Raw genomic sequence first — 264 nt, 5'->3', positions numbered from 1 at the left:
CGCTTGAGCAGCCGGTTCCTTGGTTCACGACGATGCTCGCCTGGCCGACGCTGTTCCCGGTTCCTCATCATGTCATCGCTAAACATGGCGATAGCTGGAGTAAGCCAGAGAACATGGTTTACAACGGTGCCTTTGTGCTTGATCAGTGGGTAGTTAACGAAAAGATTACTGCACGCAAAAATCCAAAGGACCGCGATGCGCAACATACAGTATTGCAACAGGTTGAGTATCTGGCGCTAGATAATTCGGTCACCGGCTATAACC

1 pseudogene is annotated in these 264 nt (G+C 50.8%); it reads left to right on the top strand.

Features of this window, described 5'->3' with window-relative positions:
- A pseudogene (locus AC0L3S_RS39440) lies at positions 1-264 on the top strand (peptide ABC transporter substrate-binding protein); the annotation flags it as partial.

The sequence above is a fragment of the Bradyrhizobium sp. Ken01 genome, from assembly GCF_055807355.1.
The sequence above is the reverse complement of the archived record's forward strand: the minus strand, read 5'-3'. Positions and strand labels throughout refer to the sequence as shown.